Source organism: Xanthomonas hortorum, assembly GCF_024339125.1.
GTDB lineage: Bacteria > Pseudomonadota > Gammaproteobacteria > Xanthomonadales > Xanthomonadaceae > Xanthomonas > Xanthomonas hortorum.
In genome coordinates this window covers 2,375,008-2,399,523 of record NZ_CP101417.1, presented here as the reverse complement: position 1 = coordinate 2,399,523, position 24,516 = coordinate 2,375,008, and the positions used below count along the sequence as shown (strand labels likewise).

Annotated in this window: 9 protein-coding genes; 1 reads left to right on the top strand and 8 read right to left on the bottom strand. The window is 65.9% G+C overall.

From position 1 onward, the window contains the following. Positions 1–88: 88 nt before the first annotated feature. The 4 genes from xpsF to NMB96_RS10070 form a co-directional block, all read right to left on the bottom strand. The gene (xpsF, locus tag NMB96_RS10085) at positions 89–1,306 is read right to left on the bottom strand and encodes a type II secretion system protein XpsF (protein ID WP_023902633.1); all 1,218 of its coding nucleotides are present in this window, start codon (positions 1,304–1,306) and stop codon (positions 89–91) included. 175 nt (positions 1,307–1,481) lie between these two features. Next, positions 1,482–3,209, bottom strand: a complete 1,728-nt coding sequence (gene gspE / locus NMB96_RS10080) for a type II secretion system ATPase GspE (protein ID WP_168957125.1) — start codon at positions 3,207–3,209, stop codon at positions 1,482–1,484. 129 nt (positions 3,210–3,338) lie between these two features. Continuing rightward, positions 3,339–5,222: a S8 family serine peptidase gene (locus NMB96_RS10075; protein WP_023902631.1), complete on the bottom strand. Its 1,884-nt coding sequence runs from the start codon at positions 5,220–5,222 to the stop codon at positions 3,339–3,341. Positions 5,223–5,450: 228 nt separating this feature from the next. Continuing rightward, the gene (locus NMB96_RS10070; protein WP_255086815.1) at positions 5,451–12,011 is read right to left on the bottom strand and encodes an ESPR-type extended signal peptide-containing protein; all 6,561 of its coding nucleotides are present in this window, start codon (positions 12,009–12,011) and stop codon (positions 5,451–5,453) included. Positions 12,012–12,189: 178 nt separating this feature from the next. Here NMB96_RS10070 and NMB96_RS10065 point away from each other — a divergent pair, with 178 nt between their 5' ends. Continuing rightward, positions 12,190–12,519 carry a hypothetical protein gene (locus tag NMB96_RS10065; RefSeq protein WP_255086814.1) on the top strand — a complete coding sequence of 110 codons (330 nt, stop codon included), beginning with the start codon at positions 12,190–12,192 and terminating at the stop codon, positions 12,517–12,519. Positions 12,520–12,552: 33 nt separating this feature from the next. Here NMB96_RS10065 and NMB96_RS10060 read toward each other — a convergent pair whose 3' ends face one another. The 4 genes from NMB96_RS10060 to NMB96_RS10045 form a co-directional block, all read right to left on the bottom strand. Next, positions 12,553–14,310 (bottom strand): S8 family peptidase, encoded by a 1,758-nt coding sequence (locus tag NMB96_RS10060; protein ID WP_425520925.1) that lies wholly within the window; start codon positions 14,308–14,310, stop codon positions 12,553–12,555. 220 nt (positions 14,311–14,530) lie between these two features. Beyond that, a complete protein-coding gene (locus NMB96_RS10055; protein WP_255086812.1) occupies positions 14,531–18,394 on the bottom strand; it encodes a YadA-like family protein in 3,864 nt (1,287 codons plus the stop codon). A gap of 862 nt (positions 18,395–19,256) precedes the next feature. Continuing rightward, positions 19,257–23,309, bottom strand: coding sequence for a phosphoribosylformylglycinamidine synthase (gene purL / locus NMB96_RS10050; protein ID WP_255086811.1), 4,053 nt, complete (start codon positions 23,307–23,309; stop codon positions 19,257–19,259). 218 nt (positions 23,310–23,527) lie between these two features. Then, the gene (locus NMB96_RS10045; protein WP_006448516.1) at positions 23,528–24,325 is read right to left on the bottom strand and encodes a DsbC family protein; all 798 of its coding nucleotides are present in this window, start codon (positions 24,323–24,325) and stop codon (positions 23,528–23,530) included. Positions 24,326–24,516: the final 191 nt, after the last annotated feature.

Genomic DNA, 24,516 nt, shown 5'->3' with positions numbered 1-24,516 from the left:
CGCCAGAAGATGACACGGCGGGCATTGCAATGGTTCCCGCATGGGTGTCGTGCGGTCACCGGAAAGTTGTTGTGAATCCACCGCCACGTTATCCGATGGCATTGGTCAGGTCATACAGCGGTACCAGCACCGAGATGATGACAAGCCCCACCACCGAGGCCAGCACCAGCGTGATCAGCGGCACCAGGGCGGCCAGTGCGCGGTCGATGGCTTGCGCGGTTTCCAGCTCGAAGGTGTCGGCGGTCTTGAGCAGCATCGTGTCCAGCGCGCCGGACTCTTCGCCCACCTGAATCATCTGCAGGGCCAGCCGCGGGAAGCGCTTGCCGCGTGCCAGCGACATCGCCAGGCCATGCCCGTTCTTGACGTCGTCGGCAGCGGCGTCGACATCTTCGACCAGCGCCAGATTCGACATCACATTGCGCGCAATGCCGATCGCGGCCAACAGCGGCACGCCATTACGCAACAAGGTGCCTAGCGTGCGCGTCAGCCGCGCGGTTTCCAGGCGTGCGATCAGGCTGCCGACGACTTTCTGCCGCAGCAACCATTCGTCCAGCGCGGCACGAAACGCCGCATTGCGCCGCTTGCGATCCAGCCACAGCCCGAGCACGCCCGGCACCACGATCAACACCACCCACCAGTCGCGCACCAGCAGGCCCACGCTCAAAACGGCTTGCGTGAACCACGGCAAGGCAACATCCAGGCTTTCGTACATCTGCGCAAACTGCGGCACCACATAACCGAGCAGGAACAGCAACGCACAGCCGACCACCGCCAGCAGAATCGCCGGATAGATCAGCGCATTGATCACCTTCCCCCGGAGTGCGCGGCTGCGCTCCAGATAATCGGCCAGGCGTTGCAGGGTGTCCTGCATGCTGCCGCCGGCTTCGCCCGCGCGGACCATGTTGATGTAGAGCTTGGAAAACAGCCCATGCTGGCGTTCCAGTGCCGAGGACAGCGGCGCGCCGCCACGCACGGTGTCGCGCACATCGCCGATCACGCGCCGGCTTTTTTCGTCTTCGGGCAGATCCATCAGGATCGACAGCGCACGATCCAGCGGCTGGCCGGCACCGATCAGCGTGGACAGCTGTTGGGTGAACTGCACCAGCGCGGCGTTGTCGAACGGCTTCTTGCGCAGCAGCATGCGCAGCGACGGCGAGTCGCTTTCGCCGGTGGCCAGGCGTGTTTCCACCGGCAGATGGCCTTGCTCCTGCAGACGCAGCACCACTTCTGCATCGCTGGCCGCTTCCATCTGGCCATCGAGCATTTCGCCGTGCGCATCGAGCGCCTTGTAGCGGTACAGGGGCATCAGGCTGGAAGGCCGGGATTGGGGAATCGGGAATCGGGAATCGGTAAAAGCAGGATCCTGCGCTGCGTTGGCGCCACCGGGCGCAGCTGTGCGCGTGCGCGACGCGTTGCCGAGACCTTGCCCTGCTTATCTTCCGATCCTGAGCATCCGATGCTCGCTGTGGCTCCGTTGACTCTCACGCATCCTCCGTCACGCGCAGCACTTCTTCGATGGTGGTTTCGCCGCGCAAGGCCTTGGACAGGCCGTCTTCGTACATGGTGCGCATGCCGGCCTTGCGGGCCAGTTGTTCGATCTCGCCCATGCCGGCACGGCGCATCACCGCGCGCCGCAGCTCGTCGTTCATCACCAGGAATTCGACGATGGTGGTGCGGCCAAGATAGCCGGTCGGCGCCGCTGCCGAGGCGCGCGGGCGATACAGGTAAATCTCGCCCTCCGGCTGCAGGCGGCGCAGGTTGAAACGCTCAACCTCCTCCGGCGATGCCAGGTAGCGTTCGGCATTGGGCAGGTCGAGCTTGCGCACCAGGCGCTGCGCAAGGATGCCGTTGATGGTGGAGGTGAGCAGGTAGTCTTCCACGCCCATGTCGAGCAGGCGGGTGATGCCGCCGGCCGCGTTATTGGTGTGCAGCGTGGACAACACCAGATGGCCGGTGAGCGCAGACTGGATCGCGATGCGCGCGGTTTCCAGATCGCGCATTTCGCCGATCATGATGATGTCCGGATCCTGACGCACGATGCTGCGCAGCGCATTGGCGAAATCCAGCCCGATCTGCGGCTTGGCCTGGATCTGGTTGATGCCTTCGATCTGATATTCCACCGGGTCTTCGACGGTAATGATCTTCACGTCCGAGGTGTTGAGCTGGCTCAATGCGGTGTACAGCGTGGTGGTCTTGCCCGAGCCGGTCGGGCCGGTGACCAGCATGATGCCGTGCGGCTGCTCGAGCACCTTGCGGAACTGCGGCAGAAAGTCTTCGGTAAAGCCCAGCTTGTAGAAGTCGAACACCACTGTTTCACGATCGAGCAGACGCATCACCACGCTTTCGCCATGCGCGGTAGGCACGGTGCTGACGCGCAGATCCAGCTCCTTGCCCTGCACGCGCAACATGATGCGGCCGTCCTGCGGCAGCCGACGTTCGGCGATGTTGAGCTTGGCCATGATCTTGACGCGGCTGATCACCGCGGCGGTGAGTTTGGCCGGCGGGCTTTCGCCTTCCACCAGCACGCCGTCCACGCGATAACGCACCTTGAGCCGGCTTTCGAACGGTTCGATATGGATGTCGGAGGCGCGCAGTTCCACCGCGTGCTGGATCACCAGATTCACTAGCCGGATCACCGGCGCTTCGGAGGCCAGATCGCGCAGCGCTTCGATATCGTCGCTGCTGTTGGCATCGCCGTCGGCGGTTTCCACGATGGTGCCCATCGCGCTGCGACCCTGGCCATACCAGCGCTCGATCAGATCGTCGATCTCCGAGCGCAACCCGACCTGCAGAAACAGCGGGAATCCGGTCGCAAGACGCACCGCATCGATCGCGTAATCGTCGTACGGATCGGCGATCCACAGATCCAGCCGGCCATCGCGTTCGCCGACCGGGCACAGATGAAATTGTTTGAGAAAACGCAGCGATAAGCCCTGCACTTCGGGCAGCATTTCAGGCGGGGTATCGCCGAGTTGGCGTGCGTCCACCAGCGGCAGGCCCAGCACGTCGGCGCAGGTCTCTGCGTGATCGCGTTCGGACACCAGGCCCAGACGGCCCAGCAAGGCCAGCAGGCCCATACCGGATTCGGTCTGCAACTGGCGCGCGCGCAGCAGATCGGTGTCTTTCAGACGACGGCGTTCAAGCAATGCTTCGACGATGCGCGTCTCCGCACTTCGATGCTCAATTGGATCGACGGCAACCGCGTTCACACTCGTCTCCACTGGTCCGGCGCCGACTGTAGCAGTTTGCCGCGACGATCAACCGTACGCATCTGAATCGCCCTGAAAAACGATGCCCCCGGTGATTGGCCGGGGGCATCGGTCACACTATTTCACCGCTTACTGTCGTGCAACGAGCGTCAGCTTCGCGTAGTCCTTCGCACCGACCAGCTTGATGTAGTAGGTGCCTGCCTTGGGTGCAGTGAAACGCACGGTTTCGCTGTTGCCCGGGCGGGTCGACTTGGCATCGTAGGAGGTAGCGGTGGGCTCGGCTTCGAAGCTCACGTACACCGACACATCGCCGGTGCCGCCGTAGGTCATGAAGCTGAGCACCGCGCCGGCCTTGGCGTCGAAGCTGTACAGCGTGGAGCTGCCGGCAGCGCCGCCCAGCCCAGCCAACGGTGCCTTGTTGGTCAGCGCGATGGCGGTCGGTGCGCAGCTCTCGGTGGCCGGGTCGCAGGGTTCCACCAGCACCGCTTCCAGCGCGGCCTTGGCATCGACGATGCCGCTGCCGATCGGGGTGCTGGCCGGCGGGGTCACCGGGAAGCGACGGCTGGTCTGCTTGAGCAGGGTTTCCACCGCGGCCGGGGTCAGCGGGCCATCGCCTAAACCGATCGACGCGCTCTGCACCAGCGCCACGACGCCGGCCACGTGCGGGGACGCCATCGAGGTGCCACCTAGGCCCATATAGGTATAGGTGCCCGAGGTCGGCGTCGTCGCACCGGTGTAGCCGGCCTGCCAGATGTAGCCGCCCGGATTGCCGTCCACGCTACCGCCGCCGCCCGGACCCGACAGGTCGACCTTGCTGCCGTAGTTGGAGTAGTAGGTGATGCCGCCGGTGATGCGCGTGGCGCCCACAGTGATCGTGTTGTTGCAGCTGGCCGGCGAATGGTTGGCCGCATCTTCGCCGCTGTTGCCGGCCGCCACCACCACGGTGGTGCCGCGCGACACCGCGCCGTTGATCGCCACCTGGGTGGCCGGATCGCAGGGTTCGCCGCCACCCAGGCTCATGTTGATGACTTCGGCCGGGTTGGTGTTGGCAGGCACGCCATCCACCGCACCGCCCGAGGCCCATACGATGGCATCGGCGATGTCGGAGGTGTAGCCGCCGCAACGGCCGAGCACGCGCACCGGCAGGATGGTCGCCTTCGGCGCCACGCCAGCCATGCCTACTCCGTTATTGGTCGCCTCGGCCACGGTGCCCGAGACATGGGTGCCGTGCCAGGAGCTTTCCTGTGCCACCGAGCCGTCGTAGCAGACGTTATCGGCTTCTTCCCAGTCGCCGTAATCCAGCGCGCCGGGCACGCGGGCATCGGTCGGGCGACGCGAGACTTCAGCGTCGGTGATGAAGTCGTAACCCTGCAGCAGGTTACCGGCAAAATCCGGATGGCCGGGCAGGATGCCGGTATCCAGCACCGCCACCACCACGCCGGCACCCTGCGAGAGGTCCCATGCGGCCGGCGCGTTGATGCCGCCGTTGGGGTTGCTCAGGTGCCACTGGTACTGCGCATACAGCGGGTCGTTGGGCACCAGCTGCGGGCTCACGTCGGTCGCGGCAACACTCTTCTTGATCTCGACCGGGCGCAGCATGCGATCGATCTGCACGTCGGCCACCGACGGATCGTTCTTGAGCTCGACCACCACCTTGTCCACCTGTGCGGCAGTCAGCGTGCTGGACAGCTTGATCAGGTCCGAGCCGATGCCGAGCTTGCGCACATACGTCGCCTTGACGGCGGCTGCGCTGGCGCGCGCACCACTGCTGGCGCCAACGCGGCCGACAGCGGCCTGCACGGCGCCGAGCTTGCTGGCGCGATCGGTCGCAGCGGCCGTGTTGTCCTTGTAGCGCACGATCAGGCGGCTACTGAATGCGTCGCCGGCCGCTGCTGCCTGGGTCGGTTCCTTGACCAGCAGTTGCGGGGCGGCAGCGAGGGTGCCCGATGCACCGAGCGCCATCATCAAGATGGCGCCGGTCAGCGGGTTGAAACGGAAATTCTTGTCGATCACGGTGAAGTCCTCTTCGTGTGTTTCGTCAGTCAAGTCAGGCTTGGAACGACCCTCGAAACTGCTGCGCAACCGCGGACGGCACGCTGCGTTTCGTCAGCCACTCCTGGTACGGCCATCACTCCATGCGAATCCGTTGGCCGGCCCAGCCACGGTCCTTACCCGCCCCCTCAGGCCTTGCTCTACCGCAGCGGCGCAACTCGGCGCCGCTGCGTTTCATGCCGCAGCGCGTTACCAGCCGAAACCGGCACCCACGCCGATCGAGCTGTCGTCGCCGCTGAGTGCGCCGCCAACCGTCACCGTGGCGCGCGGGCTGATCGCACGTTGGTACCCCACCGACAACGCCGACTCGCCGTTCTGGAAACCGACGCCGGCACCGACGCGGTTTTGCGAGGCGATACCGGCCACGCTGGCGGACATGTTCAACATCGCCGAGCTCATCGCGCCCTGACGATCCAGGCGACGGTTCTGCCGACGCAGGCGGTCTTCGATATCGCCCTGGTAGCTTTCAAAGCTGTCGGCCATCGCGCTGTAGCGGCTGTCGGTATAGCTGTTGGCAGCGGCAACGCCGTTGTCCAACTGGCCCTTGTTGACCGCATCGGTGGCACGCGTACCGGCCGCCACATTGGCCACCTGGCGCTCGCCGCCGACGCTGCCCACCGACACCGTGTTGGCACGATCGGCGACCGAGCCCTGGCCGAGTGCAACCGCACCCTGTGCACTGGCGCGTGCACCTTGGCCAATCGCCGTGCCCGAGGCCGCACTGACCTGCGCGCCTTCGCCCATTGCCACTGCATTGGTGGCCACTGCCGCAATCTGCGTGTTGGCGCCGACCGCCGTGCTGCCATCGGCATTGACGCGTGCATTGCTGCCGATCGCAGTGTCATTGGGGCCATGCGCATACGCGCTGCCGCCGATTGCAGTACCGGTCACGTGGTTGGCCACTGCCGCCGTGCCGACGGCGGTGGACGTGGCGGCCGGCGTGATGCTGCCGACCACTGCTGCGGTCGGCGTGCCCTGCACGCTTGTGCTTGCAGCTGCGACATCAGCGACCGCGTCGATCTGCGCAGCCGCCGCAACCGCAGGCACCGATGCAGTGCGCAGCGACGCCGTGCGTGCAGCCGTGCTGCCCGTTGCGGTGCCACCACGTGCATCGAGCTCGTTGACCTTGCTGTCCAACGCGGTCAGTGCAGCACCGACGTTGTTGTAGCTGGCACCTTGAATCACGTAAGTCGGCGCAACGAACACGCCTTGCGCACCGATCGCCGCACCACCACCGAGGAAGCTGGCCGCATTGCTGAGCGACTGAAACAACTGCCCGCCGTTGATCGCATCGGTACTGGCAGTGGCGATCGCGCCGCTACCCACGTTGACGATGCGACGCGTGGCCGGACCACCGCGGCCATCGCCGCTGCCGACCGACACCACATTGGCGTCATAGGTACGCGAACCGGAGCCTAAGGCCACCGAATCAGCGCCGCTGGCACCGGCATTGGCACCGAGTGCGACCGCATTGCTGCCGCTCTGACGCACGAAGGAGTTGTAGCCTAGCGCCACGCCGTTTTCGCCGATGGAATTGGTCTGACGGCCCATTGCGGTGCTGTTGACGCCGCTGGCGCTGCTGTCCACACCCAGCGCACTGGCACCGGTCGCCGACGCCCGGCTGCCGGAGGCAATCGCAACACTGCGCGCGCCGCTGGCGCTGGCACCTGCACCGACCGCGCTGCTGCGATCGCCGGTTGCCGAGGCCACGCCTTCGCCGGTGGTTTGCACCATGCCATTGGTGGTCTGCACATCGGCGGCCAGGGAATCCAGCTGGCCCTTGTTGACCGCATCGGTGGCGGCCTGGCCGTCGCTGACATTGACGATGCGACGCGTTGCCGGACCGCCGCGGCCATTGCCGCTGCCGATCGACACCGTGTCCGCTTCATAGGTGCGCGAACCCGAGCCCAACGCCACCGAATCGGCACCGGTTGCGCCGGCATTGGCACCGAGCGCCACACCGTTGACCGCGCTTTGGCGCACGAACGCGTTGTAGCCCACAGCCACCGCGTTTTCGCCGATCACATTGACCTGACGACCGACACCGGTGCTGTTGATGCCGGTCGCCGAAGCATCCACACCGATGACGCTGGCACCGATGGCATCGGCGCGGCTGCCGCCACCCAATGCCAGCGTGTTGTCGGCCAGTGCTGCGGCGCTTTGACCCAACGCGGTGGCATTGACGCCATCGGCATACGAATTCCAGCCGATCGCGGTGGTGTAGTCGGCCGTGGCCCACGCCCCCGCACCGAATGCAGCAGCGCCGGTGCCGGAAGCACGCGCCGGGATGAACCCGAAGAACGTGCTGCCACCAACGGCCACGCTTTCTTCGCCGGTGGCTTCGCTGAATTCACCCACCGCCACGGTGCTGGCACCAGAGGCCAGCGCTGCGGCACCGACTGCCGTGCTGTAGTCGCTGGACGCAACCGCGCCATAGCCCAGTGCCGACGACAGCCTGCCGCTGGACTCGCTGTACCCGCCCAACGCGGTGCTACCGACATTGGAAGAAGCACTGCGGAAACCGACCGCAGTTGCCTGGTTGTCGGAGGCCACCGCTTCGCTGCCGAGCGCGGTGGTGTAGGTCGAAATCGCCTGCGCGCCGGCACCGTTTGCGGTGGCGCCAATGTCGCTGGCCAACGCATTGCTGCCGATGGCGCTGCTGTTTTCGCCGGTCGCCTGGGCATTGTTGCCCAGCGCCGCTGCGCCGATTCCGCTGGCCAAGGCGCTTACGCCGAGCGCCGTTGCGTTATCGGCAACCGCTTGCGCGCCTGCACCCAATGCGGTGGTACCGGTGCCGGTGGCATTGGCACCCTCGCCTGCAGCCAATGCGTTGTCGCCTTCCACATAGGCACCGGCGTCGCTGTCATCGCTGCCGCTGGCCTTGAAGTACTTGCTGGTGGATTCGGCGGTTTCGGCCACTGCGGTGAGCTGGTCCAGATTCACCGCATCGGTGCCTTGCGTACCGGCCGCCACGTTGGTGATCTGACGTTCGTTGCCGGTGCTGCCCACCGACACTGCGAAATCGCGATCGGCCACCGAATCGGCGCCCAGTGCCACGCTGCTTTCGCCGGTGGATTCGGCAAAATTGCCCAGCGCAGTGCTGTTGAGGCCCGGCGCCCATGCGGCGCCGCCGAGTGCGGTGGAGAAGTCGCCGGACGCCTCGGTCGGCAACAGGCCGAGCAATGCGCCACCGACCGACACGCTGTTGTAGCCGCTGGCCACACTGCCCTGGCCGGCCGCCAGACTGTAGGTGCCCGATGCGGTTGCATCGCCACCCACCGCCACGCTGCTGGAGCCGCTGGCGGTGCTGAAATTACCCAGCGCGGTGCTGTTGAAACCGGTCGCGCTGGAATAGCCGCCCAGTGCGGTGGAGTAATTGGCGCTGGCCTCGGCGCCGAAGCCGAAGGCGGCCGCGCTGGTGCCATCGGCAATGCTTTCCGCGCCGACTGCCGTGGCCGAGTCGCCACTGGCGCTGGCGAAATAACCCAGCGCCGTGGTTTCACTGCCAGCGGCCACGCTCAACGCACCGGCCGCCAGCGATCCATCGCCAGACGCATCTGCCGCTGCACCCAACGCGGTGCTCTGCGCACCTGCTGCTGCACTTTCGCCGCCCACCGCCACCGCATAGTCGCCGCTGGCCTGACTGTAGGCACCGCTGGACACGCTGCCAAACCCGCTGGCCGCCGCGTTGTAGCCCGATGCACTGGCAAACTGCGCAGTGGCGCTGGCGCCGCTGCCCACTGCCAATGCACCGGTACCGATCGCCTGGCTGCTGGAACCGAACGCGCTGCTGTAATCGCCCTCGGCAGTGGCGTTGGAACCGGCAGCAGTGGCGTCTTCGCCCTGCGCATCGGCCGTGCCGGCGCCGGTGCCGGTGTACAGACGCGCGGTGGTTTCTGCGGTTTCACCGACCGCGTTGAGCTGGTCCAGGTTCACCGCATCGGTGCCCTCGGTACCGGCGGCAACATTGGTGATCTGGCGCTCACCGCCTACAGAGCCAATCGACACCGTATTGGCGCGATCGGCAACCGCGCCAACACCCAGCGCAACGCTGTTGTCGACTGCGGTCCGCGCACCGTCGCCGATCGCAATGCTGCGATTGCCTTCGACGAAGGCCTCCGCGCCAATCGCCAGAGTGCTATCGCCATAGCCAACCGCGTTCGAGCCGAGAGCGATCGAACGCGCACCGGCCGTATAAGCGTTGTCGCCGATGGCGATGGAGAGGTCACCACCGGCAGAGGCGGTAATACCGAGCGCAACGCTGCGGTTGCCGTACGCGGTGCTTTCTGCACCCACCGAGGTGCTGGTGTCGCCCCACGCGACGCTGGCAAACCCCAGCGCGGTGGATTCGAGACCATTGGCGATGCTTTCAAACCCGATCGCAGTGCCGCCACGCCCGTTGGCCACGCTGGTCCCGCCGATGGCAGTGCCGTAGAAGCCGGTCGCCGTGCTGTCGGCGCCCAACGCGGTGGAGTACCGATCGCTGGCAACGCTGTTGAAGCCGATCGCAGTGGCGTTGTTGAAGTTCGCATTTGCGCCGCTACCAATCGCAGTGGTGCCCAACGCAGACGCCTGACTGCTCGAACCAAGCGCAACGCTGTCATCGCCCGACGCATTGCTGGATCCGCCCAGCGCGACAGTGCGCTCACCGAAAGCACTGCTGCCAGCACCAATGGCGGTGGATGCGGTACCGCCGGCAGCGGCATTGGAACCGAACGCAGCGCTGTCCTCGCCGAACGCCACGCTCGCTCCGCCGACCGCGGTGCTGGTGTCGCCAAACGCCACGCTCCCCGCACCCAGCGCGGTGGAATCGGCACCGTTGGCGATGCTCTCGTAACCGAGCGCGGTGGCGCCGCTGCCGGTTGCCAGACTGGCGCCGCCAATCGCCGTGCCAAACTCGCCCGATGCACTGCTGTCAGCGCCGAGCGCAGTGGCGTAATCGGCCACTGCAGTGCTGTTGAAACCGAGCGCAGTTGCATTGTCGACAGCAGCGATCGCGCCGCTACCGATCGCAGTGGTGCCCTGTGCCGTTGCGGAGCTGGTCGAACCGAATGCAGCGCTGTAGTCGCCGGTTGCCGATGCATTGGAACCGGCCGCAACGCTGTCGATGCCTTCGGCAATCGCGGTGCCGTCACCCGTGGCGACGAACGTGCGCGCGGTGGTGTCGGCAACCTCGGACACGGCAGTGAGCTGATCGAGATTCACCGCATCGGTGCCTTCGGTGCCGGCAGCGACGCTGGTGATCTGCCGCTCATCGCCGGCCGCGCCGACCGACACGGTATTGGCGCGCGTGGCCACCGAGTTGGCACCCAACGCCACCGAGTTGGCGCCGCGTGCGGTGCTGTAATAGCCCAGCGCCGTGCTCAATTCACCGCTGGCCCAGGATTCCGGGCCGACCGCAGTGGCGCCTTCGCCAGGTGCGTAGGCGAAGTAACCCACCGCCGTGGCTTCGGTGCCGGAGGCTTCGCTGAGCGTGCCCACCGCCGTGGTGTAGGTGCCCGACGCGATCGCACCGGCGCCGAGCGCGGTGGACGCTTCGCCACTGGCCTGGGTCTGTACGAAGAAACCCAGGCCCGGAATCAGATCGACCGGGCCACCGACCGCAGTGCTGCTGGTACCGCTGGCGCTGGTCTGCGTGCCCACCGCGGTGGCGTAATCGCCGGCCGCATTGGCAACAGCACCGAACGCGGAGGATTGCGCACCGGCGGCATACGCACCGACGCCGAACGACGATGCAGCAAATCCATCGGCATTGGCGCTGGCGCCGACTGCGGTTCCGCCGACGCCGGCACTGGTGGCGCCGGTCTCCACCGGCACCCCGCCGTTGGTGATCAACGGCTGGCCATCTTCGTCCACCGCAGCGCCGCCAACGGCCACGCTGCCCGGGCCATTGGCCTGTGCGTTATGGCCGAATGCTGCGCTGTTCTGCCCGGAGGCGAGCGCATTGGCGCCCACGGCGGTGGCGTTGTCGGCCACGGCATTGGCGCCGGTTCCCAGCGCGGTTGTCGCCGTGCCCACCGCGTTGGCCGCATCGCCGGCAGCCAGTGCGCTGTCGCCTTCGACATACGCGCCGACGCTGTCTTCGCCCGGGGTTGCCTTGAAGAACGTTGCGGTGTCGTCGGCCACATCGGCCACGTCCTGCAACTGCGCCAGGTTGACCGCGTCGGTGGCGTTGACGCCGGCGCTGACATTGGTGATGCGGCGCGTGGCCGGGCCGCCGCGGCCATTGCCGCTGCCCACCGACACCACGTCGTCTTCGTGGGTACGCGAGCCTGCGCCCAGCGCCACCGAGTTGGCACCGGTCACGCCGGCATTGGCGCCGAGCGCCACGCCGTTTTCGCCACTCTGGCGCACGAAACTGTTGTAGCCGATGGCCACCGCGTTCTCGCCGATGGCATTGGTCTGGCGCCCGATCGCGCTGCTGTTCACACCGCTGGCGCTGCTATCGGCACCGGCTGCCACGGCGCCGGTGGCGCTTGCATGGCTGTTGCTGCCGATGGCGGTGGTCCTGGTGGCGGATGCCGCTGCACCGTCGCCGACTTCGACCGACTGCGCCATCGCGGAAAGAGGAATTGCGATCCCGGCGCTACCCAGCGCCAGAGCGATCGCGGCGACCAGGCAACGGCTCTGGCGGCGGTCGATGAATGCGGCAGTGGTCACTGCTCCCGGGCTATCACCACTGGCCAGTTCCGATGCCACGGCCCACACGCCCAACGCTTTGTTCCAAACCTTGCGATAAATCCGATTCATCGACGCACGACTCCTGAAGTTGGGACTGGTTTGTTGGCGAACACCCACCATCGAACGGCCTTCCAGCCATGCGATTCCCCTGGTGATTGGCGCCATGTGCCTAACGGCGGTGGGCGGCTTACGCCTGCACCCTGGATAGTCAAAAAGTGAACGCTACCCAACCATAGAACTGAGCGAAGTGTTAACAGCGCTCAAATCAGGCGTCAAGTTTTTGACGAAAAGCGAAGTTAAGTGTGTTTTCCATCACACTTCTGTTTGCTTTTATTATTTTTTTGATAAATCTTTGGAAAACAGCGACCTAGATCGTGTCTTGCAAGACATTTCAAAGCTGAATACGCATGTCCAAAGCAGACAAAAAAGCCCGCTGGCGGGTCGCCAGCAGGCTTGGTTGCGCAAAATCGGATGCGAAATGCGTCAGCGGGCAGACCAGCGCTCCCCACGCTGGCAAACCGGTGCCACGCAGGCGCGGTACCGGCCGCTTTTCAGCTGGATTGCGCCAGGGAAATGACGGAATGCGGCCGGTACGCCCTGATGTGTCAGATCACTGACGCGCCAGTAGGCTCACCCCATCGAATTCGGTGCCGTCGAGCTTGAGGATGTAGGTGCCGGCGCGCGGCGCGGTGAAGCGCACGGTCTGGCTGGTGCCACTGCGTGTGGAGGCACCGTCGTTGTCGGTGGCGCTGGGCTCACGCCCGAACGCCACGTACAACCCTGCCTGCCCGCTACCACCGAAGCTGATGAAACTCAGCACCGCACCAGCGCTCGCTTCGAAGGTGAATACCCCGGCATCGCCCGCCAGGTTGGACAGCCCGCGCTCGGGCACGCTGTTGCGCAGGGGTTGCGCATCCACTTGGCACCCCACGTCTCCTGCGTCGCAACGGCGCAGCGCGCGATCGATGGCAGCCCCCGCATCCACGATGCCGGTACCGGCCGGTGTGGCAAGCGGCAACTGCACCGGGAACGCACGCGCACTGCGCTTGAGCAGGCGCTCCAGTGCGGCCGGCGTCAGCGGCGCTTTGCCGTCGGCGATCAACGCGCTTTGCACCAACGCCGCAGTGCCGGCCACATGTGGCGACGCCATCGAGGTTCCGGCAAATCCTGGGCCGATATAGGCGAATTGACCGGAGTTGGGCGTGGTTTTCCCGGTGTAACCGGTCTGCCAGATCCAGCTGCCGATCGGGCCGTCGTACAAGGTGTCGGTTGCCAGATCGCGCGCGCCGCCGCCGGGTGCGGCCAGATCGATCAAGCTGCCGAAGTTGCTGTAGTACGCCAGGCCACCGGTCAGGCGGGTGGCCGCCACCGACACCACGTTGGCGCAGTTGGCAGGTACTGCGCTGGAGACGTCGGAGCCATCGTTGCCGGCCGCCACTACCACTGTGGTGCCGCGCGACACCGCAGCATTGATCGCCGCCTGGGTGACCGAATCGCAAGGCCCGAAACCACCCAGGCTCATGTTGATGATTTCGGCCGGGTCGCGATTGTCCGGCACGCCCTCTACATGGCCGCCGGAGGCCCACACGATGGCGTCGGTGATGTCCGAAGACGAACCGCCGCAATGGCCGAGCACGCGCACCGGCAGCACCTTGGCTTTGTAGGCCACACCGGCACCGCCAATGGCGTTGCCGGTGGCTTCGGCAATCGTGCCGGCCACATGCGTGCCGTGCCAGGAACTGTCGCGAGCGGCTGAAAAAATACCGCATTCGCCGTCGGTTGCTTCCCAATCGCCGTAATCCAGCGCACCCGGCACACGTGCATTGGTGGGGCGGCGCGAGACACCGCTGTCGCTGATGAAGTCGTAGCCCTGCAGCAAATTGCCGGCCAGATCCGGGTGCGCCGGCAAGATGCCGGTGTCGATCACCGCCACCACCACGCCTTCGCCTTGGGCAGTGGCCCAGGCTGCCGGCGCGTCGATGCCACCCACCGGATCGGTGAGATGCCATTGATTGGTTGCCAGCAGCGGGTCGTTGGGCAAGCTGCCGCCGCTGCTCTGCAACGGATACATGCGTACGTCGATCTGCGCGTATTCCACCGCAGGATCGGCCTGCAGTTCGCGCACCAGGCGGTCGGCATCGCTGCGGCTGAGTTGTGCGGGCAGCTTGATCAACTCGCTGCCCACTGCCAACGTGCGCACATACGTGGGCACGGCCGCCTTGCCGCTGCGTGCCGCCGGTGCCAACTGCACTGCTGCGCGCGATGCCGCTGCAGTGATCGTGGCCACCGATGCATTGCCAACGCTGCGTGCAGTCACTTTGCCGCTGCGGTATTTGACGATGATGCCGTCGACCGGCGCATCGCGCATGGCTTGCTGGCGTTGCGCAGTGCTCACACTGGAATCCAACGTGGCGGCAGTGGCAATGCCGCTACCGAGCGAGAAGACCGCGCTGCAGGCGATGGCAAGAGTCCGGGAACGATGGTTCTGAATCACGATGAAGTCCTCTTCAAGATGAAATGCGACAATGAGTGAGTGAGCACGCAGTTGCCGCACACAGCAGCAGCTGCGAGATGCAATGCAATGCGCGTTACCAGCCGAAACCGGCACCCACGCCGATCGAGCGGTCGTCGCCGCTGAGTGCGCCGCCGACCGTCACCGTGGCGCGCGGGCTGATCGCACGTTGGTAACCCACCGACAACGCCGACTCGCCGTTCTGGAAACCGACGCCGGCACCGACGCGGTTTTGCGAGGCGATACCGGCCACGCTGGCGGACATGTTCAACATCGCCGAGCTCATCGCGCCCTGACGGTCCAGACGGCGGTTCTGCCGACGCAGGCGGTCTTCGATATCGCCCTGGTAGCTTTCGAAGCTGTCGGCCATCGCGCTGTAGCGGCTGTCGGTATAGCTGTTGGCAGCGGTAACGCCGTTGTCCAGCTGGCCCTTGTTGACCGCATCGGTGGCACGCGTACCGGCCGCCACATTGGCCACCTGGCGCTCGCCGCCAACGCTGCCCACCGACACCGTATTGGCACGATCGGCGACCGAGCCCTGGCCGAGTGCAACCGCACCCTGCGCACTGGCACGTGCGCCCTGGCCAATCGCCGTGCCCGACGCCGCACTGACTTGCGCGCCTTCGCCCATCGCCACCGCATTGGTCGCTACCGCGGCGATCTGCGTGTTGGCGCCGACCGCCGTGCTGCCATCTGCATTGACGCGTGCGTTACTGCCGATTGCGGTGTCGTTGGGGCCATGCGCATAGGCGCTGCCGCCGATTGCAGTACCGGTCACGTGGTTGGCCACTGCCGCCGTGCCGACGGCGGTGGACGTGGCGGCAGGCGTGATGCTGCCGACCACTGCTGCGGTCGGCGTGCCTTGTACGCCATCGCTTGCGGCAAGCCCGCTTGCCGTTGCAGTCGCTAAAGACAGCGCGCTGTCGGTCGTCCGGTCGGCAGCCATCAGCGTCGACTGCACGCCATCGTCTGTCGCCGCATCTTCAAGACTGCTGGCGGCTGTCGGGGTTTGCGCAACAGGTGCAACCGTCGTCGCCGTTGCTGTCGCCCGTGCGACGCGCGCAGCGGAGGAACGTGCCGCAACGCCCGTTGTCCCCGTCGCGTTACGCGCATCCAGCTCGCTGACCTTGCTATCCAACGCCGTCAATGCCGCACCGACGTTGCTGTAACTGCTGCCCTGGATCACATAGGTCGGCGCGACGAACACGCCTTGCGCACCGATCGCCGCACCGCCACCAAGGAAGCTGGCGGCGTTACTTAAGGCGCCGAACAACTGCCCACCGTTGATCGCATCGCTGCTGCCGTTAGCGATTGCACCAGCACCCACATTGACCATGCGACGCGTGGCAGGACCACCGCGGCCATTGCCGTTGCCCACCGACACCACGTTGGCCTCGTAGGTGCGGGAGCCGGCGCCCAAGGCCACCGAATCGACACCGCTGGCACCTGCATTGGCACCGAGTGCGACCGCGTTGCTGCCGCTTTGCCTGGTAAAGGCGTTGTAGCCCATCGCCAGACTGTTGTTGCCCAGTGCCGTCGATTGCACGCCCAAGGCCATTGCGGCGCTGCCCGTATCGCCGATGAACACGCCCACGCTGGCATCGCGCCCGATCGCGATTGCATCGGGCGCCTCGGCCCTGGCGTTGGTTCCCAACGCGATATTGTCGCCAGAGAAGATCGACGTCGTGGCACCGCTGCCGATCGCGATACTTCTGCCGGAGACGGCACGCGCGTCGTAGCCGACCGCAATCGCCTCCGCACCCTCGGAGGACGACAGCGTCCCCAACGACACGGTGCGCGGCGCAAACGAGGCAGCGCTATGGCCGATCGCCACCGCGTCGGTATTGGTATCGTTGGAGAAGACGTTGGCGTTGTAGCCCAGCGCGATGGCGTAATCGCCGTCGCTGCGCGCACCTGCGCCGATGGCAACGCCACCGACGCCGAGGGCGCCTGCAGGCCGCAAATTGGAGCTGATCAGCGACATGCCGCCGACAGTCACACTGCGCTCGCCGGCGGCAACCGCCAGGCTGCCCACGGCCACGCTGCTCTCGCCGATGCTGGAGGCATTGAAGCCGACCGCGGTGGTCAGACTCGCGTTGGCCAGCGCACCGAAGCCGAAGGCCGACGCCGCCGAACCACGCGCTGTCGAGAACGCGCCCACAGCGGTGGCAACATCGTCCTGCGCCCGCGCACTGAATCCCGCCGCCATCGACTGCTCGCCACTGGCCACTGCCCCCGTGCCGACCGCGGTGGCGAAAGTGCGCGCGGCAACCGCCCCGCTCCCCAGCGCCACGGCACCGCGCGCCTGTGCCAGGGTGGCCTGTTCCTGCGCGCCCACGATCGAGCCAGAGGCATCGAATACCGGCACAGAGGCGACACCGCCCACTGCCACCGCCGATGCATCGGCCGCGCTGGCGTTGTGCCCGACAGCGACCGTATCGCGGCCCAGCGCCAGACTGCCCGAGCCCAGCGCATTGGCGCCATCGCCGATCGCGTTGCTTGCGCTCCCCAACGCGATCGCATTCAGGCCGTCCACGTAGGCAGCGGTTTCATCCCCATCGGTTTTGCCAATCGCCAGCGTGCTGTCGAGACGGTCGGCGACGGCACGCAAGCTGTCGAGCTGGGCGAGATTGACCGCATCGTTGGCCTCGGTGCCTGCCGCAACGCTGGTGATCTGACGCGTCAGCCCCGCCTGCACATCGCCAACCGAGACCGTGTTGCTGCGGTACGCGTAGGAACGCGCACCCAACGCCACGGCGCTGGCGGCCGAACGATTCCACGCATCGTCGACCCAGTCACCCACACGTGCGCCATAACCAATCGCCACCGCATCGGTGCCATTGGTCTGTGCATCCGCACCGATCGCGGTGTTGTTGCCGTTGAACCACGAGGTGCTGGCACGCGCACCCAGCGCGATGCTGTTCTCGGCATAGGCCACGCTATCGTGCCCCACCGCCACCGAACCATCGCCGCTCGCCAACGAAAACCCACCCAGCGACACCGTGCCCGGCGCAAACGAACCGGCGCTGTGCCCGATGGCCACCGAATCGGTGTTGCCTGGCTGATTGGGGAAGATGTTGGAATCGTAGCCAATGGCAATCGCATAATCGGACTGGCTCTGCGCCCCTGCACCCAGCGCGATGCCGCCTGTTCCGGTGGCGGCGGTGATCGAACCGAAGTTGCTGATGCCACCGACCACCACGCTCTGCATGCCGCTGGCCAATGCGGTATCGCCGACCGCGATACTGCTGCTGCCTTCGCTGCGCGCTCTATAACCGAAAGCGGTGGACGCATCTCCGCTGGCACGCGACAAATAGCCGCCTGCGCTGGAGAGGAATCCACTGGCAGTGGACAAACCGCCGATCGCAGTGGCCCCATCGTCGAACGTCTGCGCGCGGTACCCCAGTGCCGTGCTCTGCACACCGTCAGCACCAGCACCACTGCCCAACGCCGTGGAAAACGGATCGCTGGCCAGTGCACCACCACCGATGGCGGTAGAGCCCACACCGGATGCCTGGGCGGCTTGTTCGCGTTGCCCGATGACAAAACCGGACGCGTCGTAATCGTAGACCGTTGCAACGCCGCCAATGGCGGTAGCCGATTCTCCTGCAGCCGAGGCGTTATGCCCGATCGCCGTCGCATCGCGCTCCAGTGCCAGGCTTCCGCCGCCGAGTGCGCTGGTTCCATCGCCCAGGGCATTGCTTGCGTTGCCCAGCGCCAAGGCGTCCTGACCCTCTGCGAACGCCGGCACATCCGTCTCGGCGTTCGGTATGGCCGAGGTCTGCGTGGTCGCGGCTACGGGATCTGCATTACCGGCCGCTGTTGCAGTCCCGGTGTCGCAATGTTGCTGACCGTTGGCCACCGTGCAGCGCGTGATCGCGGTCGCTTGCGGGGATGCGGCCTCGGCAACTCCGGCCATGCCGACGAGTACCAGCATCATCGCCGCCGCCAGCCCACCGCTCGCTTGCAGATGCACTCGACTGAAGGGTGGGTTTATCAAATCGCAGACACGTCGCGCCGTTCGGCGATGAGCACACTGCTCACCACCGGCATTCAATTGAATTCGCTTCATTAACGCCTTACTCCCCATTGGCCTGGTATGTAGAAACCGACCACCGCACGACTGCGTCGCACGGTCCCCCTGAGGTTTATCGAAAACGCACTCGCTTACCTTCTGCATCGGGAAAATCCCGCGCAAAAGAATCAGCGATAAAGACGTGAATTTGCAGCGGAAACCGTGCGAATCAGAGATTCATAACGTTGGATGAATTTATTGAAAAACCAAAAATTCAGATGAGATTAACGTCACACAAGCGACATCATCGAACGCACCAACTAAATACCTAGTATTTTTTATAGTTACTTAAAGTAAACCACGTATCGACATTCAAAAAATGTAGCAGCGACGCACCCGACTGCGATGCGATCACGCGCGGCTGCAGCTGCACTGATCGGGAGTTATCAATAGCGAAGGTCATGCCTCAGCTGCAACGCCCGCCGGACATGCGCAGTCCCGATGCACGGGCGCTCGATGGAATGAGGAAACCTTGCATGCGCCTGCCGCAGACAAGCCGGCTTGCATCGCTTGAAAGCGGGTCTGACCATGCCCAGCTCGATCGGCGTTCGATGCGCTCTTCTGGACGACGCGCATCGCGGGCAGGATCAAGCAACCCGCGAAAACCGCGTGCAGATGCATGCACTCAGCAGCAGAAACGACGACGGCCGTGTGCATCGCTGCACACGGCCGTCGAATGAAGCGGTTGCTTCGAGCGCTCTAACTCACGCCGCGGAGCTGCACAGCATCAACCACACCACACGCGCGCATTGCGGAACATCCGCAACCACGGCGAGTCCTCGCCCCAGTCGGCCGGGTGCCAACTCAGGTTTGCCGTGCGCGGGGTGCGCTCGGGGTGCGGCATCAGGATGGTGGCACGGCCGTCGGTGCTGGTCAGGCCGGTGATGCCGTCCGGCGAGCCGTTCGGATTGAGCGGGTACTGCGATGCCACTGCACCGTCGCCATCGATGAAACGCAGGGCAACACGCACGGCCGCCTGATCCACCACGGTGTCGAACTCGGCGCGCCCTTCGCCATGCGCCACCGCCACCGGAATCCGCGAGCCAGCCATGCCGCGCAGGAACAGCGACGGCGATTCCACCACTTCCAACAACGCGGTGCGCGCTTCGAACTGCTCACTGCGATTGCGCAGAAAGCGCGGCCAATGCTCGGCACCGGGAATGATGTCCTTGAGCTGGCTGAGCATCTGGCAGCCGTTGCACACGCCCAGCGCGAAGGTATCGCTGCGCGCGAAGAAGTCGGCAAACGCATCGCGCAAGGCCGAACGCTCCAGGATCGAGGTGGCCCAACCGCGTCCGGCACCCAGCACGTCGCCGTAGCTGAAACCGCCGCAGGCCGCGAAACCGGAGAACTGCGCCAGATCCACACGGCCTTCGATCAGGTCGCTCATATGCACGTCGAACGCACGGAAACCGGCGCGCTCGAAGTTGTAGGCCATCTCGATCTGCCCGTTGACGCCCTGCTCGCGCAGGATCGCCACCTTGGGCCGCGCACCGGTCGCCACGAATGGCGCGGCCACGTCTTCAGACGGATCGAACACCAGCTTCGGACGCAATCCCGGCGCCTTGAAGTCGCGTGCCAGCGCGCGCTCTTCGTCGGCGCTGTCCGGGTTGTCGCGCAGTTTCTGCATGGCGTGCGTCACCGACCACCAGGCATCGAACAATTCTTCCCAACGCCACTCAGCCAGCACCCGGCCCTGTCCGCTCACGCGGATGCGCGGCGCACCGGTGGGGCGTGCAATGCGCTGCGCGCATTCGGTCAAGGCATGCCGCTCGACCAGATCGGCGAACGCGGCGCGATCCTCGCTGGCGATCTGCACCACCGCGCCCAGTTCTTCGTTGAACAGACTGCGGAACGCATCGTCGCCCCACGCATCGAGCGTGATATCCAGACCCTGCCGCGAGGCGAACGCCATTTCGCACAGCGCCGCAAACGCACCGCCATCGCTGCGGTCGTGATACGCCAGCAACAAGCCGCTCTCGCGCGCCGCACGGATCAGTTCGAAGAAACTCCGCAGCCGCTGCGGATCGTCCAGATCCGGCACTTCGCCACCGAAGGCCGGCAGCGCCGCCTCATCGGCATACACCTGCGCCAACACCGACCCGCCCAGGCGCTGCTTGCCGCCACCCAACCCGATCAACCACAGCTCGCTCTCTTCGTCGCTGCGCAACAACGGCGTCAGTTGCGTGCGCACATCGCCCACCGGTGCGAACGCACTGATGATCAGCGAGACTGGTGAAACGCTCTTGTGCGTGACGGGATTGGAGATTGGGGATTGGGGATTGGCAACAGCCGAAGGCTCTGGCGTTTGGCCAATCCCGAATGCCGAATCACCAATCCCGGCTCCTTGCCACTGCGCCTGCATCGACAGCGAGTCCTTGCCCACCGGCACGCTCAATTCGAGTGCCGGGCACAGTTCCATGCCGATCGCACGCACCGCGTCGTACAACAAGGCGTCTTCGCCGGCGTGACCGGCGGCGGCCATCCAGTTGGCCGAGAGCTTGATGCTGTCCAGCGTCTGCACCGGTGCGGCGCACAGGTTGGTGATCGCCTCGCCCACCGCCATGCGCGCCGACGCCGCAGCGTTCAACAACGCCAGCGGAGTGCGCTCGCCGATCGACATCGCTTCGCCAGCAAACGTCTCGAATCCAGCCATCGTGATCGCGCAATCGGCCAGCGGCAGCTGCCACGGCCCGATCATCTGCTCGCGCGCGGTCAGCCCGCCAACGCTGCGGTCGCCGATGGTGACCAGAAAGCTCTTGGACGCCACCGTGGGATGCGCCAAGACGCGCAAGCCGGCCTGCTGCAGGTCCAGCGTGGCGGTCTGCAGCACCGGCCACTGCGGCGCGGCCGGATGCACCGCATCACGATGCATCTTCGGCGCTTTGCCGAACAGCACGTCCATCGGCAGGTCGATCGGGAGCCGGGATTGGGGATTCGGGATTGGGGATTGGTTGAAAGCAACGGCGGACCCGGCAACTGACGAATCGCTTTTGCGAATCTCCAATCCCGAATCACCAATCCCGTCCCCAAACACGCCATACCCAACCACCAGCCGCTCCTCGGCCGTGGCCACGCCCACTGCTGCAAACGGGCAGCGTTCGCGGACGCAGATCGCGGCGAATTCGTCCAGGCGCGCCTGCGGCACACCCAGTACATAGCGTTCCTGCGATTCGTTGCACCACAGTTCCAGCGGCGACAGCGAGGGGTCGTCGGTGAGTACGCGGCCCAGGTCGATGATGCCGCCTACGCCGGAATCGTGCAGCAACTCGGGAATGGCGTTGGACAGGCCGCCCGCGCCCACGTCGTGGAACCAGCGGATCGGATTGTCCGTGCCAAGCGCCACGCAGCGGTCGATGACCTCCTGGCAGCGGCGTTCCATCTCCGGGTTTTCGCGCTGCACGCTGGCGAAATCCAGCGCCTCGGCGCTGTCGCCGGCCGCCACCGAACTGGCGGCGCCGCCGCCCAGGCCGATCAGCATCGCCGGCCCGCCGAGCACGATCACCGCATCGCCCGGCTGCAGGCGCAGCTTCTCGACCTGAGTGCGGTCGATCGCGCCCAGGCCGCCGGCCAGCATGATCGGCTTGTCGTAGGCGCGGGTCAGACCCTCACCTTCGGCGAGCTCAAAACTGCGGAAATAGCCGAGCAGATTCGGCCGGCCGAATTCGTTGTTGAACGCGGCGCCGCCGAGCGGGCCCTCGAGCATGATGTCCAGCGCCGGGGCCATGCGCGGATTCAGCGCGCGCGGCGCCTCCCAAGGCTGCGGCAGGGTCGGGATGCGCAGATGCGACACCGTAAAGCCGGTCAGACCGGCCTTGGGCTTGCCGCCGCGGCCGGTGGCGCCTTCGTCGCGGATCTCGCCGCCCGCACCGGTTGCCGCGCCAGGAAACGGCGCGATCGCGGTCGGGTGGTTATGCGTTTCCACCTTGATCGCAAATGCCGACGGCAACACCGCTTCGCTGCGGTATTCGCCGCTGGCCGGATCCGGGCGATAACGCGCGGCCGGCACGCCCTCCACCACCGCGGCGTTGTCGCTATAGGCCGACAAGGTGTGCTGCGGGGTCTGCTGGTGGGTGTGCTTGATCATGCGGAACAGCGAGCGTTCCTGCGGCTTGCCGTCGATGCTCCAGCTGGCGTTGAAGATCTTGTGCCGGCAATGCTCGGAGTTGGCCTGGGCGAACATCATCAGCTCGACGTCGGTCGGGTCGCGGCCCAGCGCGGCGAAGCGTTCGCGCAGGTAATCGATCTCGTCCTGCGCCAGGGCCAGGCCCAGCGTGCGGTTGGCCTGCTCCAGCGCATCCAGCGCCACGTGCTGCAACTGGCCACGATCGGGCTCGTTGAACAGCGCCTCGGCGGCGGCGGCCGAACCGAGCAGCGATTGCGTCATCGGGTCGTGCAGCAGCTTGGCCACGGCGGCCTGGTCGGCATCGTTGTCCGGCCAGCCGGCCAGATCGATGCGGGTACCGCGCTCCACACGCTGGATCGGTTGCCCGGCCCCGCGCACCAGTTCGGTGGCCTTGCTCGACCACGGCGACAGCGTGCCCAGACGCGGCACCACATAGCGCGAGGAGGCGTCTTCGGCGCGCGGCGCGGGCGCCGCTTCGGCCTGCAGAATCCGCTGCAAGGTGCCCTGGTCGGGCGCTTGCCCGGCCTCGACGCGGATGAAGTACACGTGCCAGGCGCCAGTGATGCGCAGCGCGGGGACGAGGGTTTGCAGGCGGGTTTCGAGCCGAGCGCGGCGGAACGGCGAAAGGGCGGAAGCGCCCTCGAGGACCATCATGTCCGGGGAACCGTGTCAGAAACGGGGCTGCAGATTGTAACGGAGGTTGAGGGACTCAGCGCCCGGCCGAGCGTGGGCCGGCCGGTGATCGGCTGGGTAACACCCGCCCTGCAACGCAAAAGGCCGGAATGCATGCGCATCCCGGCCTTTTGAGCGATCACGCTGGCGGCCGAAGCCACCAGCGCCGAAGCGGCATCACAACGCCGCTTGCAGAGACATCAGCGGCTTCCGCCCGCCGTGGTGACGGCGCGCTTTTCCAGCGCCTCACGCAGCTGCGCTGGCGGCAGGTAGCCACCGAGCTGGGTGCCGTCGGGGGCGAAGATCGCCGGGGTGCCGTTGACGCCCAGGCGCTGGCCCAGCGTGTACTCCATCGACACCGGGTTCTTGCAGTCCTTGGAACTCACCGACTGACCGGACTTGGCATTGGTCAGCGCCTGCTTGCGGTCGGCCGAGCACCACACCGCCACCATGTCCTTGTAGTCCTGGCTGCCCAGGCCCATGCGCGGGAAAGCGACGTATTCCACCGCGATGCCCTGCTTGTTCAGCTCGGCGATCTCGCTGTGCAGCTTGCGGCAGTAGCCGCACTCCACGTCGGTGAACACAGTGACCGCGTACTTCGGATTCGCCGGCGCAAACACAATGCGGTCGGCCTTGGGGATGGTTTCCAGCTGTTTGCGGCGATAGGCCAGCAGACCGGCGCTGGCGGCAAACTGCTTGTTCTGGATGTCGAACGGCTGCGCCTGCATCAGGTAGCGGCCGTCGTCGCTGACGTACAGCACCTGCCCGCCCACCACCACTTCGCGGAAACCGGGAAACGGCGCGGCGCCGATGTAATCGGGCTTGAAGTCCGGGTCCAGCGCCTTGAGCGCCGTGCTCACACGCTGATCCACATTGCCGGTGGCGGCAGGCGCGGCGGCTGGCTTGGCGCCGGCATTGCTTGCCGCAGGCTGCGACGATTGTGCGCAGGCGGTAAGACTGATCGCGCCCAGCAGCGCGGCGATGGCAAGACGATACATTCACGCATCCAGTGGAATGGGGTACCCGGATTCTCGCACAGCGCAGATGAAGCAAGGCAACGCCCGGCTCAGTTTATTGGCGACCCGAACGGCCAGTTCGTTGCGGGGATCGGCGCGCGGGTCGTGGCGATTGCGCATTGACCGGCTCGCTGGCAGCCCCTTACCTGGCGAGATGCATCACCACCGGCCTG

What these genes read in the sequence shown, in the direction of transcription:
- xpsF (WP_023902633.1), bottom strand. Translation starts at nt 1,306, where the DNA reads ATGCCCCTGTACCGCTACAAGGCGCTCGATGCGCACGGCGAAATGCTC.
- NMB96_RS10070 (WP_255086815.1), bottom strand. Translation starts at nt 12,011, where the DNA reads ATGAATCGGATTTATCGCAAGGTTTGGAACAAAGCGTTGGGCGTGTGG.
- NMB96_RS10060 (WP_425520925.1), bottom strand. Translation starts at nt 14,310, where the DNA reads ATGCGCGATGCGCCGGTCGACGGCATCATCGTCAAATACCGCAGCGGC.
- NMB96_RS10055 (WP_255086812.1), bottom strand. Translation starts at nt 18,394, where the DNA reads ATGATGCTGGTACTCGTCGGCATGGCCGGAGTTGCCGAGGCCGCATCC.
- purL (WP_255086811.1), bottom strand. Translation starts at nt 23,309, where the DNA reads ATGATGGTCCTCGAGGGCGCTTCCGCCCTTTCGCCGTTCCGCCGCGCT.
- NMB96_RS10045 (WP_006448516.1), bottom strand. Translation starts at nt 24,325, where the DNA reads ATGTATCGTCTTGCCATCGCCGCGCTGCTGGGCGCGATCAGTCTTACC.